This is a genomic window from Uliginosibacterium sp. sgz301328 (genome assembly GCF_041807905.1).
In the GTDB taxonomy this organism is placed as follows: Bacteria; Pseudomonadota; Gammaproteobacteria; order Burkholderiales; family Rhodocyclaceae; genus JBGVSA01.
Window position 1 is genome coordinate 53,023 of the sequence record NZ_JBGVSA010000008.1, and the last position, 14,373, is coordinate 67,395.

Here is a 14,373-nt window from a genome sequence, read left to right on the forward strand (position 1 = left end):
GCCCCAACATCCATTGGGTGCCTTTGAAGGATACAAACATGTCAAGTAAGCCTGAGCTCCCCCCTGAGACCATCGAACTCCCGCTGTTGCCCTTGCGCGACGTGGTGGTGTTCCCGCACATGGTCATCCCGCTGTTCGTCGGGCGCCCCAAATCCATCAAGGCGCTTGAGACGTCCATGGAGTCCGGCAAGAGCATCCTGCTGGTGGCCCAGAAATCCGCCGCCAAGGACGAGCCGTCTGCCGACGATCTCTACAGCGTGGGTTGCGTGGCCAATATCCTGCAGATGCTGAAGTTGCCCGACGGCACGGTGAAGGTACTGGTCGAGGGCACTCAACGCGCCGAAGTCGAACACGTCAGCGATCTGCACTCCGTGTTCATGGCCAGCGTCACTCCCGTGCCGAGCGACGACATGGGCACGCATGAGATCGAGGCGATGCGTCGCGCGATCATTGGCCAGTTCGATCAGTACGTGAAACTGAACAAGAAGATTCCGCCCGAGATTCTGACTTCGCTGGCGGGGATCGACGAGGCCGGCCGCCTGGCCGACACCATTGCAGCACACCTGCCGCTCAAGCTCGAGCAGAAGCAGACCGTACTCGAACTGTTCGACGTCGGTCAGCGCCTTGAGCGTCTGCTGTCGCAACTGGAAACCGAACTCGACATCCTGCAGGTCGAAAAGCGCATCCGTGGCCGCGTCAAGCGCCAGATGGAAAAATCGCAGCGTGAGTACTACCTGAACGAACAGGTCAAGGCGATCCAGAAGGAACTCGGCGAAGGTGAAGAGGGCGCGGACCTCGAAGAGATCGACAAGAAGATCAAGTCCGTCGGCATGACCAAGGAAGCCTTGGCCAAGGCCCAGGCGGAAATGAAAAAGCTTCGCCTGATGTCGCCAATGTCGGCGGAAGCGACCGTCGTGCGCAACTACATCGAGACGCTGACGGGCCTGCCCTGGAAGAAGAAATCCCGTATCAGCAAGGATCTGGGCGAAGCCCAGAAGGTGCTGGACAAGGATCACTTCGGCCTGGAAAAAGTCAAGGAACGCATCCTTGAATATCTGGCGGTTCAGCAACGTGTCGATAAGCTCAAGGCGCCGATCCTGTGCCTGGTCGGTCCTCCTGGCGTGGGCAAGACCTCGCTGGGTCAATCGATCGCCAAGGCGACCAACCGCAAGTTCGTGCGGATGAGCCTGGGTGGCGTGCGCGACGAGGCCGAAATCCGTGGTCACCGTCGCACGTACATCGGTTCGATGCCCGGCAAGATCCTGCAGAACATGACCAAGGTTGCCGTCCGCAACCCGCTGTTCCTGCTCGATGAAGTCGACAAGATGGGGCAGGACTTCCGGGGTGACCCGAGTTCGGCGCTGCTTGAAGTGCTCGATCCGGAACAGAACTCGACCTTCGTCGATCACTACATCGAAGTCGAATACGACTTGTCGGATGTGATGTTCGTGGCGACGGCCAACTCGCTCAACATCCCGGCTCCGTTGCTCGACCGGATGGAGATCATTCGTCTTTCGGGTTACACCGAAGAAGAAAAGGTCAGCATCGCTCAGCGTTATCTGCTGCCCAAGCAGATGAAGAACAATGGCGTGAAGCAGACGGAATTGACGGTGACTGAAGACGCACTGCGCGACATCATCCGTTACTACACCCGTGAAGCCGGTGTGCGGAGCCTCGAGCGCGAGATCTCGAAGATCTGCCGCAAGGTGATCAAGTCGCTGGTGATGCGTTCGCGTACGAGCAAGATCGTCGTCAACGCCAAGAACCTCGACAAGTATCTGGGCGTGCGTCGCTTTACCTTCGGTGTGGCCGAGAAAGACAACCAGGTGGGGCAGGTCACGGGCCTTGCGTGGACCGAGGTTGGCGGCGAACTGCTGACGATCGAAGCGGTGGTATTGCCTGGCAAGGGCAAGATCACCACCACCGGCAAGCTGGGCGAGGTGATGCAGGAGTCGATCCAGGCGGCGCTGTCGGTCGTGCGCAAGCGCGCGCGCCAGTTGGGCATTCAGGACGAGTTCTATCAAAAGAGCGACATCCACATTCACTTGCCCGAAGGCGCGACACCCAAGGACGGTCCGTCAGCCGGTATCGCGATCTGCTCGGCACTCGTGTCGGTGCTGACGGGTATCCCGGTGCGTGCTGACGTGGCGATGACGGGCGAAATCACCTTGCGCGGCGAAGTGCTGCCGATTGGTGGGCTGAAAGAAAAGCTGCTCGCAGCGGTGCGTGGCGGTATCCGCAAGGCGCTGATTCCTGAAGAGAACGTCAAGGATCTGCAGGAACTGCCTCCCGGTATCAGGGATCGCATCGAGATCGTGCCCGTCAAGTGGATCGATCAGGTGCTCGAACATACGCTCGAGCGCTTGCCGGAAGCCTTGCCGGAACAAGTGCCGGAAGAGGCGCGACCCGTCGCCAATACTGACGAGACAAGTGGAAACGTCATGACGCACTGATCGCGGTCGATGCAGAAAGTAGAAAGGGAAACATCCAAAAGGTGTTTCCCTTTTTTTCTTGCCGATTAAGCCGAACGTCGACCGTGCGGCGCTTGCCGTGCATAGCGGCTTGACATTCTCATTTTTGCCTTGTTATATAACTTGCTGCGGGCTTTGGGTATTCAAACGTGGCCGAAAGCCGCACCAGAGCTTGATTACAGCCGCTGTCCTTATCAACGCTGAGGGGGTATTACGTGAATAAATCTGAATTGATTGAAGTAATCGCCAAGCAAGCTGATGTTTCAAAGGCAGCCGCCGGGCGAGCGCTGGATGCCGCGGTCGCGGCGATCAAACAGTCCCTGAAAAAGGGGAATGACGTGACACTGGTCGGCTTTGGCACTTTCTCGGTGGGCAAGCGTGCAGCGCGTACCGGCCGGAACCCGCGCACGGGGGATGCCATCAAGATCAAGGCTGCCAAGGTTCCGAAGTTCCGCCCTGGCAAAGCGCTGAAAGATGCAGTAAACTAGCGGGCTGACGTTGCGGTGCTTATGCTCTTCAAGGGCGGCGCCAGGCGGGAACGGGTGCTTAGCTCAGTTGGTAGAGCGTCGCCCTTACAAGGCGAATGTCGGGGGTTCGAGCCCCTCAGCACCCACCACGATCCCGGTTTGCAGCAACGACGAAACAAGGGCTTAGAGAAATCTAGGCCCTTTTTCTTTGGGCGGCTGTCTGCCGGAACAACAGCCAGACAGGGCGTCTACCAGCCGAAAAAGCCGTTTGCCAGCCGCTAGAACCCCCAAAAGGGCGTCGCTTCGGCTGGCAAGGTTGAATGATCACAGGAAGCGGGGCAGACGAGCGTTGCCAATACGGGGCGCTTGGCGTCAGGCCAGTGTGCTCTCGGCTGGGCTGGGTCTGCATCCATTGGGACCGGGCCCCGTTCTCTGGGAAATGCTCCACTGCAACGGAATCTTCGGCTGCAAATTCCCCCTTCGCTGTCAGTGCTTTGGCTGCGAGAGCTGGTTCTTGTATATGACGCCATCCTTCATGATGACAGCGAAGCTCTCATCGGGTTTGGTGATCAGGCTGATGTCGGCGACCGGATCACCATTGACAAGCAGCAGATCGGCCAACGCGCCCTCGCGTACGACGCCGATGGTTCCGGGGTAGGGACTCCTCTTGCCCGAAAGTGCGAGCAACTCGCCGTTGGTGCCCGTGGCCATCACGAGCACCTGGGCCGGGGTGTACCACTTTGTGAGACTGGCCAGAATGCCTCCTTGCTGACTGGCCAACGCAGCGGAAAACAGGACATCCGTACCAAATGCGGTCTTGAGCTTGTACTTCTTCGCCAGCGTGTAGGTACGGTCTACGCCTGTAAAGACTTCCTGTGCCTTGTTCCACTGATCTGAATCGCGCGGGAAGGCATAGGCCAACTCTTCCGGTATGGGCTGGGTGCTGAGCCAGATTCCCTTGCGTGCCATGAGCTGAGCGGTTTCTTCATCCATGAGGAAGCCGTGTTCGATGCATTTGACGCCCGCGGATATGGCCTGTGCAACCGCGGTGGAGGTAAATGCGTGGGCGGCCACATAGGTTCCCCAATTTCCTGCTGCTTCGACGGCTGCCCGGAGCTCCGCCTCTGTAAAGGTGACGACGTCCAGCGGACTATGTGGCGAGGTAACGCCACCTCCTGCGGTCAGCTTGATCTGCGAGGCCCCGCGCATGAGTTGTTCGCGCGCGCGCATGCGCACTTCGTCGGGCCCGTCTGCGATCGTGCTGTCACCGTCGATATCGTGACGAGAGCCCGGAGCTCCGTACTGGCGCGGTAAGTCCGAGAAGCTGCGAAAGTCGCCATGGCCGCCGGTGACGCTGATCATCGCTCCCGACGGAAAAACGCGCGGGCCAGGCAAGAGCCCCTGGTCGATCGCCTCTTTCAATCCGAAGGTGGAACCACCCATGTCGCGGACGGTGGTGAAGCCGCGCATCAGGGTACGTGTCGCTTCGGCGCCCGCCGCCAGGGCAAGGTAGGCCCTGTCGCCATTCATGGCCGTGGCAAAAGAAACCGCGGCAAACATCATGTGCCAATGCACGTCCGACAGACCCGGCATCAGGACCCGATTCGTTCCGTCGATGACTAGCGTGGCTGGCTCGACTGGAACCTGGGTCGCAATACGTTCGATCTTGTTTCCGCGAACGAGTACGTCGCGCGGTGCGGATATCTGCCCGGACAGACCGTCAAATACGCGCACATTCTTGAAGAGCGTCGTGGCCTGCGTTGGCCGCGCAGGCGATTCTTCTTTCGGGACTTCGCCCGGTTCCTGGGCGCTGGATGACGCGCTGGTCAATATGGCGAGCGCCAACAGGAATACGGCGCCTTTTCCGCTCAGTGTTCGACACAGGCTGTGCATCGGCATCCTTTCGAATTGTCGGTCGAGGGCCACGACTTGCGTCGTGTCAGGCGGAGCCTTGGATTTATATAAGCAGCAGTCACGACGTACCACCAGGGGCATGCCCTTGAGGCGGTCACAGACAGATGCGGCGGCTCCACCAAAAGTGTTCAAGGCGGGGCCATCGGGCCGGGAGGCGCGATAACGCGTCAATTTGCAGGCTGGCGTGGTGTGGATTACATGGCGGTGTACGCTACAATTCGTCTCCGATTGACCAAGGCCGCAGTGGAACTCACGGGTCCGTCAGTCGGTCGATACGCGGAGTGGTAGTTCAGTCGGTTAGAATACCGGCCTGTCACGCCGGGGGTCGCGGGTTCGAGTCCCGTCCACTCCGCCAAGTTATCAAGAAAAAGGCGAACCAAGGTTCGCTTTTTTCTTATGTGCGCCGCTTCTCAAAGAGCGGCTTTTCGCCATCCATCATCAATCGGGTACGCGATGTTTGAAGCTGTTCGTAATAATCCGAAATTCGTGCGCATTGCACTGATGCTCATCGTTCTGCCTTTTGCCTTTTTCGGCATCGGCTCTTATGTGCGGGACATGACTGGCGATTCGGATATCGCTGCCAAGGTAGGGTCGATCAAGATCACCAATGGTCAGCTCAACGATGCGGTGCGCACCCAACAACAGAATCTCCGCGAGCAGATGGGCGCTTCGTTCAGCCAGGAACAGGCTGACAGCCCCGAGTTCCGGCAGGCCGTGCTCGACAGCCTCATCACCCAGGCGACGATGGAGCAGGCGATCCGCGAAAACCGTCTGGCAGTGGCGGATCTGGCCGTGCAGAACGTCATCCGAGGGGTGCCCAATTTTCAGGAAAACGGCAAGTTCTCGCAGTCTCAGTACGAGGCGGTGCTGGCGGCCAACGGCCTGACTCCGGCCCAGTACGAGCAAGGTATCCGCTCGAAGCTCGCGCAGCAGATGCTGTTGTCGCCGATTACGCAAACCGCGGTCACCCCGAAAGACACCCTGCGACGCCTGGTGTTGCTGCAGGAAGAAGAGCGCACCATCGCCGAATGGACGGTCAATACCGCCGACTATATGAGCAAGGTCACGCTGGCCGATGGTGCCGCCAAGGCCTTCTACGACGCGCATCAGGCCGATTTCCGCGTGCCGGAGCGCATCAAGGTCGAGTACGTCGTCCTGTCGCAGGAAGCCATCGCCAGCCAGATCAAGGTCTCGGAGGAAGATGCCCGCAAGTGGTACGACGAACACAAGGACAAGTACCAGGCGCCCGAAGAGCGTCGCGCCAGCCATATTCTTGTGAAGGTCGACGCGAACGCGCCTCAGGCCGAACGCGATGCCGCTCGCAAGAAGGCCGAAGAAATCCTCGCCAAGGCGAAGGCCAAACCGGAAGACTTTGCTGCGCTGGCAAAGCAGTATTCCGATGATCCGTCGGGTCAGTCCGGCGGCGATCTGGGCTTCATGGAGCGTGGGGCGTTCGTCAAGCCGTTCGACGACGCGCTGTTCGCGCTCAAGCCGCATCAGATCAGCGACGTGGTGCAGTCCGAGTATGGTTATCACATCATCCTGCTGAACGACGTCCGTGGCGGCACGATCAAGCCGTTCGAGGCAGTCAAGGCCGACATCGTGGCAGAAGTCACCCGCGATCTGGCCACCAAGCGCTTTGCGGAGGCCTCGGATCAGTTCGGCAACATGGTTTACGAACAGTCGGACACTTTCAAGCCGGTGGCTGAAAAGTTTGGTCTGAAGATCGAGCAGAGCGACTGGATCGTGCGCGGTCAGGCAGGCACCAGCCCGGTGGCCAACGAGCGCGTGCTCTCCAAGCTGTTCGAAGCCGATTCGCTGAAGAACCGCCGCAATATCGAAGCCGTGGATATGGGCAATGGCGTGATGGTCTCGGCTCGCGTTGTCGACCATCAGGCGGCGACGCAGAAGCCGTTCGAACAGGTCAAGGCGCAGATAGAGGAGCGATTGACCGCCAGTGAGGCTGCCAAATTGGCGCAAGCCGACGGTGAGGCCAAGCTTGCCAAGCTCAAGGCGGGTGAAGCTATCGCTGCGAGCTGGGGTGCTCCGCGCAGCGTCAAGCGTTCCACGCCGGGCTTCTCGGCCGATGCACGCAAGGCTGTTTTTGCGGCCAATGCAGACAAGCTGCCGGCCTTTGCAGGGGCTGTAACGCCGATGGGCTTTACGCTGTATCGCATCGACAAGGTCGTTGTGCCGACCATCGCCGATAACGATCCGCGCTTGGCTGACGCCAATGACGCACTGTCGACGTTGCTGGGCGAGCAAGATACGCGCGACTATCTCGCCGGTCTGCGTAAACGGATGGGCGTCGAGACGAAAGCCAAGCCTGCCGTCAAGGACGAAAAGGCTGCCACGAATTAAGTTCGTGTTGGCCCGGATAAGAAACGCTGCCTCGAGGCAGCGTTTTTTTTCGTCCCTTTGAAACGAAACGTAGGGCGCGTGCCGTTTTGTCTGAACCGGATAATGACGAGAGCTATTTCGTCAGATGGTTGGGCCGAGATGGGGTTGCATAAATGGCCCACACATGCAGGCGACACCTTCTCCCCGAGAGGCCTGAGAGCAAGAGTCGCCACGTCTTGAAGCCAAAAAAAAACGCCACCCGGAGGTGGCGATTTTCTTACGCTCAAAACCCGAAGCGTAATCAGATGGTCCGCAATTACAGCGGCTCGGCCGAACCGATGGCGACGCTGTTGAAGCCTGCATCCACGTACATGACTTCAGCCGAAACGCCAGAAGCCAGATCGGAACACAGGAAGGCGGCGGCGTTACCGACCTCGTCGATCGTCACATTGCGGCGCAGCGGGGCGTTGCGCTCGTTGAAACCAAGCAGCTTGCCGAAATCGCCAATGCCCGAGGCCGCCAGAGTCTTGATGGGGCCGGCGGAGATGGCATTCACGCGAATGCCTTCAGGGCCCATGGCTGCAGCCATGTAACGTACGGAAGCTTCCAAGCTGGCCTTGGCCAGGCCCATGACGTTGTAGTTGGGCATCGTGCGTACGGCGCCCAGGTACGAGAGGGTCAGCAGCGAGCCGTTGCGGCCTTGCATCATCGGGCGGGCGGCCTTTGCCAGCGCCGCGAAGCTGTAGCTGGATACTTCGTGCGCCGTGCGGAAGGCCTCGCGCGACAGACCTTCGAGGAAGTCGCCTTTCAGGGCTTCGCCCGGAGCAAATGCAATTGAATGGACGACGCTGTCCAGGCCGTCCCAGTCCTTGCCAAGCAATTCAAAGAGCGTATCGATCTGGGCGTCGTCCTGCACGTCGCAGGGATAGACCAGCGAGCTGCCGAATTCGGCGGCCATCGTCTTGACGCGATCGTGGAAGCGCTCATTCTGATACGTGAAGGCCAATTCGGCCCCTTCACGGTGCATGGCCTTGGCCACGCCATAGGCGATCGAGCGGTTGCTCAGCAAGCCGCAAATCAGAATCCGCTTTCCCGCGAGAAAACCCATACGTCTCTCCCAACCAAAATGAGATTATAGCGTCGTCGCCGCACGCCGTTCATCGGCGAGGCCAGTGGGCGGCGCTGGCAAATGAAAGGGGCGCTGAGCGCCCCTTTTCGTGAAAGGCCTGATGTCGAAGGCGGAACTTACTCGACTTTGGCCTTGCTGACCAGACTTTGAACCGTTTCCTGGATCAATTGCTGCTTCTTGATCTGGATGAGTTGCGGCTTGACCGACTCGAATGCCGGCGGCTGGATGTCGCGGACGTCATCGACGATGATCACGTGGTAGCCGAAATCGGTCTTCACCGGTTGCGGGGTGAACGTGCCCTTTTGCAGCTTCGACAGAGCTTCCGCAAACGGCGGCACGTATTGGTTCGGGCGGCTCCAGCCCAGGTCACCGCCACTGTCCTTGGTGCCCGGATCGGTCGATTCCTTTACGAAGTCGTCGAACTTCGCGCCTGCCTGCAGCTTGGCGATGATGGCCTTGGCGTCTTCTTCCTTGTTTACGACGATGTGGCGCGCCTTGTATTCCTTGCCGCCTTGCTCGGTCGCGATCTGGCGGTCGTATTCCTTGCGCAGTTCAGCGTCGGTGAATTGCTTGTTGCTGACGAGTTGGTCGATGTACGCGCCGGCCAGCACGCTCGTGCGCATCAGGTCGATGCGGGCCTGTACGTCAGGCTTCTTGTCCAGCCCCGCCTTGCGGGCTTCTTGTGCCAGCACTTCGCGTCGGATCAGTTCATCGCGCACTTCTTTCTTGAGCTGGTCGTTGTTGGGCTGCCCCTGAGCAACCTGTTCCTCGACCAGCAGGTTGCCCACGGCGGCCGAGATCGGCGTGCCGTTGACCTTGGCCAGCGGCTTGGCTTGTTGTGCGATAGCAGCCGAGCACAAGCCGGCCGCCAGCACGACGGACGCCAGGAGCTTGAAATTGGTTTTCATTGCATTTCCTTGTGGAAGAACGGTTAACGTTTGAATTGTGGCCGACAATCGCTCAGGTACATGTCGGAATCGGCCTACTTGTTGGCGCTCGCTTCATCAGGGGTGAGCGCCGCGATACTCAGGGCATGGATCTCGCGTTGCATCATGTCGCCCAAGGCAGCATAGACAGCCCGGTGGCGCTTGACGGTCATCTGTCCAGCGAATTGCTTCGACACGATGAACAGGCGGTAGTGCCCGCCTCCCGATGCCGCGCCTGCGTGTCCGGCATGCAATGCGCTGTCATCGATGATTTCGATCTGCTCGGGGGCCAGGGCTGCGAGCCGCTGTGTCATCAGGTCGGCGACGTCATGGTGTGGGTTGCTCACGATTTTTCGTCCTGCATGTAGCGCGACAGGTAGAACGCCTGCGCGATGATGAATACCACCATGAGCCCCAGACTGCCGAACATCTTGAAGTTGTACCAGATGTCCTCGGAAAAGTTATATGCGATATAGATGTTGACCGCACCCATCACGAGGAAGAACGTCACCCACGCCAGATTGAGCCGGCGCCACGCGTGCTCGGGCAGGGCGATCTCCCCGCCGAGCATTTTTTTCAGCAAATTCGTTTTCCAGAGCGCCTGGCCCGCCCACAGCGATGCTCCCATGAACCAGTAGAGCACGCTGAACTTCCATTTGATGAAAGTGGCGTTATGCAGCCAGACGGTGGCGCCGCCGAATACGACTGCCAGCCCGAGGCTGACCCACATCACGGTCGGGACCTTCTTCCTGCGTAGCAGGAGGTACACGATCTGCAGGGCGATGGCTGCCACGACCACGATCGTGGCCATCAGCGTCGGCGCCTCCTGCGGGCCGACTACGCCGCCCGAGACCATGAACCCCAGGCTCTGCGTCAGCAGGTTGGCCGCCCATTCCGTGTGCGCCTTGGCGTACTTGAAGGCCGCGTAGAACAGCACCAGGGGGAAGAAGTCGAACAGCAGTTTCATGGGGCGTGGATTATAGACGAGTCGAATGGGGCGGACATGTGCCGGATATCGTGGCTGTACGGTGTTCAAACGGGCAGTATGATGCGCGCCAATAATCCGCCACCTTGTCGCGGCAGCAGTTCAAGGTGGCCGCCGTGCGTGCGCGCAATGCGATCGACGATGGCCAGACCCAGCCCCGAGCCCTGCGCATCCGTGCGCGCTGTCTCCAACTGGGTGAATGGTCGTTTGAGTCTTTCTGCATGTTCCGGCGGGATGCCCGGTCCGCGATCTGCCACATCGATGAAAACCGTACCGTGCTGCGATGTGACAGCAACGTCGATGGGCTGTTCCACACCCGCGTAGCGAAGGGCGTTGTCGATGAGGTTGGTCACGGCGCGCCGCAATGCCATCGGGCGCGCATTGATTTCCACTTTGGCAGATTCCAGCCGCACGCTGCGCCCGCGGCGCTGGTACGGCGTCACGATCTCGGTCAGGAAACTGTCCAGCGCCACCGGCTGCGGCGCTTCCGCATTCGATCCGCGGGCGAAGTCCAGGAACTGGTTGATGATGCGGTCCATCTCCTCGATGTCGCCCACCATGGCTTCGCGATCCTCGCGACTGCCCCCGGAAAGCTCCACGCCGAGCCGCAGACGGGCCAGAGGGGTGCGCAAGTCATGCGACACGCCGGCAAGGATCAGTGCGCGGTCCGATTCGAGCTGCGTGAGATCGCTCGACATCTGGTTGAAGGCCTGTGCCACGGCGACCACCTCACTGGGGCCCGACTCTGGGAGCACCGCGGCAGGCGTTTCGCCGCGTCCGATCGCGCGGGCGGCGTTTTCCAGTGCCTTGAGCGGGCGCGTCACGCCCAACACCAGCAAATAGGCGCCCAGCAGCGACAATGCGCCAGCGGCCACGCCCCAGCCGATCCACTCCGCAGCGCCGGTACGCTCGATACGTTCGCTCGGGAGCATGACCCAGTATTCGTCGTTCGGATCATCGTCCTGCAGGCGAAAGCTCACGAAAAAACCCTGCCTGCCGGCAAAGCGTGAAGTCAGGCGCGTGTAGGAACCGAGGCGCTGATGGAGTTCTTCTTCGAGCGTGCGCATCAACTCCGAATCGGACAGGGGCACGATCGGGTCGGACTGCTCTGCCGGATAGATGCGGATACCCTCCAGCGAAGTCAGCTCCTGCAATAGCGCGGTGCGCTGACTGGCGTCGGAAGCGACCAGCGCCGAGCGGGTCAGGTTGACCACGCTCACCACCATCTGCGCCGTCTGGCGCGCGCGCGGACGCAACGCGTAATGCGTGTAGATCTGGAACCACGCATACAGCGACAGGCCGATCAGCAGGACGATCAACAGGAAAGTGCGCCACAGCAGCGTGCGTGGCCAGGTAACGGACATGCGGGCGCTTTGGCGCGACGATCAGGCCGCTGGTGTTCCCGCTGGCGCGTCGTCCGGCACGAACACGTATCCGAAACCCCACACCGTCTGGATGTACCGCGGCTTGGCCGGCTCTTCTTCAACCAGCTTGCGCAGGCGCGAAATCTGCACGTCGATGGAGCGGTCGAAGACATCGTATTCGCGGCCACGGGCAAGCTCCATGAGCTTGTCGCGCGACAGGGGCTGGCGCGGATGTTGCAGCAGTACCTTGAGCAGCGCGAACTCGCCGGTGGTCAGGGGCATTTCTTCGCCGCCGCGCGTCAGTCGGCGCGTGGCGAGGTCGACGGTGACCTGGCCAAAGCTGACGGTCTGGCTTTCTTCCGCAGGCGCGCCGGGCAGGGTGCGTGGGCGACGACGCAATACAGCGTGGATGCGTGCCACCAGTTCGCGCGGATTGAACGGTTTGGCCAGATAGTCATCCGCGCCGAGTTCCAGACCGACGATGCGGTCTACATCGTCACCGCGCGCGGTCAGCATGATGATCGGTAGCGTGGATTCGGCGGCCCGCAGGCGACGGCAGATCGACAGGCCATCTTCGCCCGGCAGCATCAGGTCGAGCACCATCAGGTCGAAGTGTTCGCGCGAGAGGGCCTTGTCCATCTGGGCGGCGTCGGCCACCGCCTTGACCGCGAAACCCTGTTCGTCCAGGTAGCGGTCGAGCAGGCCGCGCAGGCGGGCGTCGTCGTCGACGACGATGATGCGGTAGCGTTCTTTTTCCATGGCGCAATCGTATTCGTTAGCGGCCGTCGTGTCAGGCCTTGCAGTAAGCAACTGTTGCGGCAGCACCCGACGCATTACATGTACTTACAACTTGGCGGGCGCTGCGCACAATGTCATTACAGAGCGACGGCATTATGCCCCCGTCAGACACCGATTCGTCCGCTTTTGTCTGATTGTGCGGCCCGTTCGATACAATGGCGCCGCGAGTGCAAGGCTCAAGCCTGCTGTGGAAGACCGATTGATGAAGCTTGCGACCGCAAGACGCTTACTGTTGTGCGTGCTGACCGTCATGGCCTGGCCAGGTGCCGTGCTGGCGCGTCCCGACAACGGCGGCGCCCCGCCGCAGGACGATTCGCGACGTGCGCAGGGCGAAGAAGGTCGTCGCGACCGCTATAAGGCTTTGCGTGAAGATATGATGCGTCAATCGGCACCGCAACGCGGCCCGAAGCAACAGGATCGCGAATCCAGCGAATCCGGCCTGCGGCGCTTGTCCCCCGAGGAGCGGCAGCAATTGCGCCGTGATGTGCGCGATGCAGGCCGGGACGTCTACGGTCGTTAAGGTCAGTTTTCCGTGGCCTTGAATGGAGCGGATATGACAACAGGACGGTCAGTAAAACGATGCGCCTCGTTGGCTCTTGCCAGCGGGGCGTTGTTTTTTGCGTCTCTCGCGCAGGCTGCCGGAATGGGTATCGACGATGCCCGCTACCTGCTGACGCGCACGGGCTTCGCCCCGACGCCCTCCGAGATCGCGCGCTATGCCAGCTTGAGCCGGGAAGAGGGTGTCCAACTCATCCTGGCTGGCCTACGCACCACGCCGCAAACTACGCCGCCGAAGGCGCTGGATGACTATGTGCCGCCGGCGCGGATGCGTACATTGTCAGAGGAAGAACGACGCGAACTCAATCGCGTGCAACTGCGTGAAAAGGGCATGGAACTGCGCGCGTGGTGGCTTGGCGAAATGCTCCAGACGTCGTCACCGCTCACCGAGAGGATGACGCTCTTCTGGCACAACCACTTCGTATCGAGCCAGGAGAAGGTCAAGTCGGCAGCGCTCATGCTCGACCAGAACCTTCTGCTGCGACGCTTTGCGGTAGGGAACTTTGGCGTGCTGCTGCATGAAGTATCGAAGGACACGGCGATGATGCTGTACCTCGATGCCGCCAGCAATCGCAAAGGGCAGCCCAATGAGAACTTCGCTCGCGAAGTCATGGAGCTCTTCACGCTGGGCGAGGGTAACTACACTGAGCGCGACATCAAAGAGGCCGCGCGCGCCTTCACTGGCTGGACCATCGACCCCGCGACGGGGCTCTTTGAATACCGCCATCGCCTTCATGACGATGGCGTGAAAACCCTGTTCGGTCGCACCGGCAAGTTCGACGGTGACGACGTACTTGATCTTTTGTTGGCTCGGCCTGAGACCGCACAGTTCATTTCCGCAAAACTGTGGCACGAGTTCGCCACGCCGACTCCGTCCCAGGCAGACGTCGATCGCATCGCCGTGGCACTCCGGCAAAGCCGCTACGAGATGCGTCCGGCCCTGCAGGCGCTGTTCAGGTCCGATACCTTCTGGCTGCCGTCGACGCGCGGAGCCTTGGCAAAGTCGCCGGTGGACCTCGTCGTCGGTGCGCTGCGCTCGATGCAGGTCGACGCCAGCGACGCCATGCCCTACGTGCGCACGCTGCGCCAACTTGGCCAGGATCTCTTCGCGCCTCCGAACGTCAAGGGATGGCCCGGCAACGACACATGGATCAACACCGCAACGTTGCTGTCGCGCAAGCAATTCCTCGACCGCCTGGCGCGCTCCGATCGGCTTGGCGTGGGCCTGTCTGGCAACGCGCAGATGGTTGCCAGCGACAAGAGCGCAGTCGTGAGCGATTGGTCCGGCACACTGTTCGCAGCCGGGCTCACCCCGGCGCAAGTGCTCCTGGCTGTGCCGCCCGTTGAAGCCGATGCACGCCAATCGGGGATGGCGGGCTTGCGCGCGCTGTTGCTCGACCCGGCGTACGAAGTGAAGTAGG

Annotated in this window: 12 protein-coding genes and 2 tRNA genes; 7 read left to right on the forward strand and 7 right to left on the reverse strand. The window is 60.7% G+C overall.

The window, feature by feature from the left end:
• Nucleotides 1–38: 38 nt before the first annotated feature.
• The 3 genes from lon (at nucleotide 39) to ACDA63_RS08000 (ending at nucleotide 3,087) form a co-directional block, all read left to right on the forward strand.
• Entirely contained in the window at nucleotides 39–2,453 is a 2,415-nt protein-coding gene (lon, locus tag ACDA63_RS07990) for an endopeptidase La (protein WP_373662695.1), read from the forward strand.
• Nucleotides 2,454–2,686: 233 nt separating this feature from the next.
• Nucleotides 2,687–2,959 (forward strand): HU family DNA-binding protein, encoded by a 273-nt coding sequence (locus ACDA63_RS07995; protein ID WP_373662696.1) that lies wholly within the window; start codon nucleotides 2,687–2,689, stop codon nucleotides 2,957–2,959.
• A 52-nt stretch (nucleotides 2,960–3,011) separates the two neighbouring features.
• Nucleotides 3,012–3,087: transfer RNA gene (locus tag ACDA63_RS08000), tRNA-Val, on the forward strand.
• 337 nt (nucleotides 3,088–3,424) lie between these two features.
• On the opposite strand, the gene ACDA63_RS08005 is transcribed toward ACDA63_RS08000, so the two are convergent.
• Nucleotides 3,425–4,984 carry an amidohydrolase family protein gene (locus ACDA63_RS08005; protein WP_373662697.1) on the reverse strand — a complete coding sequence of 520 codons (1,560 nt, stop codon included), beginning with the start codon at nucleotides 4,982–4,984 and terminating at the stop codon, nucleotides 3,425–3,427.
• Between the two features lie 146 nt (nucleotides 4,985–5,130).
• On the opposite strand from ACDA63_RS08005, the gene ACDA63_RS08010 reads away from it, so the two are divergent.
• Nucleotides 5,131–5,207 (forward strand) — tRNA-Asp (locus tag ACDA63_RS08010).
• A gap of 98 nt (nucleotides 5,208–5,305) precedes the next feature.
• Nucleotides 5,306–7,213 carry a SurA N-terminal domain-containing protein gene (locus ACDA63_RS08015; protein WP_373662698.1) on the forward strand — a complete coding sequence of 636 codons (1,908 nt, stop codon included), beginning with the start codon at nucleotides 5,306–5,308 and terminating at the stop codon, nucleotides 7,211–7,213.
• A 295-nt stretch (nucleotides 7,214–7,508) separates the two neighbouring features.
• Here the strand turns inward: ACDA63_RS08015 and fabI are convergent, their stop codons facing one another.
• The 6 genes from fabI to ompR form a co-directional block, all read right to left on the reverse strand.
• On the reverse strand, nucleotides 7,509–8,300 hold the full coding sequence (gene fabI / locus ACDA63_RS08020; protein WP_373662699.1) for an enoyl-ACP reductase FabI: 792 nt from the start codon (nucleotides 8,298–8,300) through the stop codon (nucleotides 7,509–7,511).
• A gap of 137 nt (nucleotides 8,301–8,437) precedes the next feature.
• Nucleotides 8,438–9,229, reverse strand: a complete 792-nt coding sequence (locus tag ACDA63_RS08025; RefSeq protein WP_373662700.1) for a peptidyl-prolyl cis-trans isomerase — start codon at nucleotides 9,227–9,229, stop codon at nucleotides 8,438–8,440.
• Nucleotides 9,230–9,303: 74 nt separating this feature from the next.
• Nucleotides 9,304–9,561, reverse strand: coding sequence for a BolA family protein (locus tag ACDA63_RS08030; protein WP_373662784.1), 258 nt, complete (start codon nucleotides 9,559–9,561; stop codon nucleotides 9,304–9,306).
• Between the two features lie 29 nt (nucleotides 9,562–9,590).
• On the reverse strand, nucleotides 9,591–10,214 hold the full coding sequence (locus ACDA63_RS08035; RefSeq protein ID WP_373662701.1) for a septation protein A: 624 nt from the start codon (nucleotides 10,212–10,214) through the stop codon (nucleotides 9,591–9,593).
• A 65-nt stretch (nucleotides 10,215–10,279) separates the two neighbouring features.
• Nucleotides 10,280–11,596 carry an ATP-binding protein gene (locus ACDA63_RS08040; RefSeq protein ID WP_373662702.1) on the reverse strand — a complete coding sequence of 439 codons (1,317 nt, stop codon included), beginning with the start codon at nucleotides 11,594–11,596 and terminating at the stop codon, nucleotides 10,280–10,282.
• Nucleotides 11,597–11,617: 21 nt separating this feature from the next.
• Entirely contained in the window at nucleotides 11,618–12,355 is a 738-nt protein-coding gene (gene ompR / locus ACDA63_RS08045) for a two-component system response regulator OmpR (RefSeq protein ID WP_373662703.1), read from the reverse strand.
• A gap of 241 nt (nucleotides 12,356–12,596) precedes the next feature.
• On the opposite strand from ompR, the gene ACDA63_RS08050 reads away from it, so the two are divergent.
• Nucleotides 12,597–12,914 (forward strand): hypothetical protein, encoded by a 318-nt coding sequence (locus tag ACDA63_RS08050; protein ID WP_373662704.1) that lies wholly within the window; start codon nucleotides 12,597–12,599, stop codon nucleotides 12,912–12,914.
• A 123-nt stretch (nucleotides 12,915–13,037) separates the two neighbouring features.
• The gene (locus ACDA63_RS08055; RefSeq protein ID WP_373662705.1) at nucleotides 13,038–14,372 is read left to right on the forward strand and encodes a DUF1800 family protein; all 1,335 of its coding nucleotides are present in this window, start codon (nucleotides 13,038–13,040) and stop codon (nucleotides 14,370–14,372) included.
• Nucleotide 14,373: the final 1 nt, after the last annotated feature.

What these genes read in the sequence shown, in the direction of transcription:
- lon (WP_373662695.1), top strand. Translation starts at nt 39, where the DNA reads ATGTCAAGTAAGCCTGAGCTCCCCCCTGAGACCATCGAACTCCCGCTG.
- ACDA63_RS08015 (WP_373662698.1), top strand. Translation starts at nt 5,306, where the DNA reads ATGTTTGAAGCTGTTCGTAATAATCCGAAATTCGTGCGCATTGCACTG.
- fabI (WP_373662699.1), bottom strand. Translation starts at nt 8,300, where the DNA reads ATGGGTTTTCTCGCGGGAAAGCGGATTCTGATTTGCGGCTTGCTGAGC.
- ACDA63_RS08025 (WP_373662700.1), bottom strand. Translation starts at nt 9,229, where the DNA reads ATGAAAACCAATTTCAAGCTCCTGGCGTCCGTCGTGCTGGCGGCCGGC.
- ACDA63_RS08030 (WP_373662784.1), bottom strand. Translation starts at nt 9,561, where the DNA reads ATGACACAGCGGCTCGCAGCCCTGGCCCCCGAGCAGATCGAAATCATC.
- ACDA63_RS08035 (WP_373662701.1), bottom strand. Translation starts at nt 10,214, where the DNA reads ATGAAACTGCTGTTCGACTTCTTCCCCCTGGTGCTGTTCTACGCGGCC.
- ACDA63_RS08040 (WP_373662702.1), bottom strand. Translation starts at nt 11,596, where the DNA reads ATGTCCGTTACCTGGCCACGCACGCTGCTGTGGCGCACTTTCCTGTTG.
- ompR (WP_373662703.1), bottom strand. Translation starts at nt 12,355, where the DNA reads ATGGAAAAAGAACGCTACCGCATCATCGTCGTCGACGACGACGCCCGC.
- ACDA63_RS08050 (WP_373662704.1), top strand. Translation starts at nt 12,597, where the DNA reads ATGAAGCTTGCGACCGCAAGACGCTTACTGTTGTGCGTGCTGACCGTC.
- ACDA63_RS08055 (WP_373662705.1), top strand. Translation starts at nt 13,038, where the DNA reads ATGGGTATCGACGATGCCCGCTACCTGCTGACGCGCACGGGCTTCGCC.